Raw genomic sequence first — 252 nt, 5'->3', positions numbered from 1 at the left:
ATGCGTCCGCTGCGGCGCGACGTGCAGATGATCTTCCAGGACCCCTACGGCAGCCTCAACCCGCGGCATACGGTCGGCACCATCGTGGGCTCGCCGTTCCACCTGCAGGACGTCAAGACCCAGCACGGCATCAAGCGCGAGGTCCAGGACCTACTCGAGCTGGTCGGCCTGAGCCCGGAGCACTACAACCGCTATCCGTACGACTTCTCGGGCGGCCAGCGCCAGCGCATCGGCATCGCCCGGTCGCTCTCC

The 252-nt window shown here is 67.5% G+C and carries 1 protein-coding gene; it reads left to right on the top strand.

Annotated elements, in window-relative coordinates; all coding sequences use genetic code 11:
* Positions 1–252: ATP-binding cassette domain-containing protein (locus ACR9ZK_RS22720; RefSeq protein ID WP_481344186.1), on the top strand; the 252-nt coding region annotated here is incomplete at both ends.

The organism is Monashia sp. HAY1-5C, from assembly GCF_056755255.1.
This window is presented reverse-complemented; position numbering and strand designations above follow the sequence as displayed.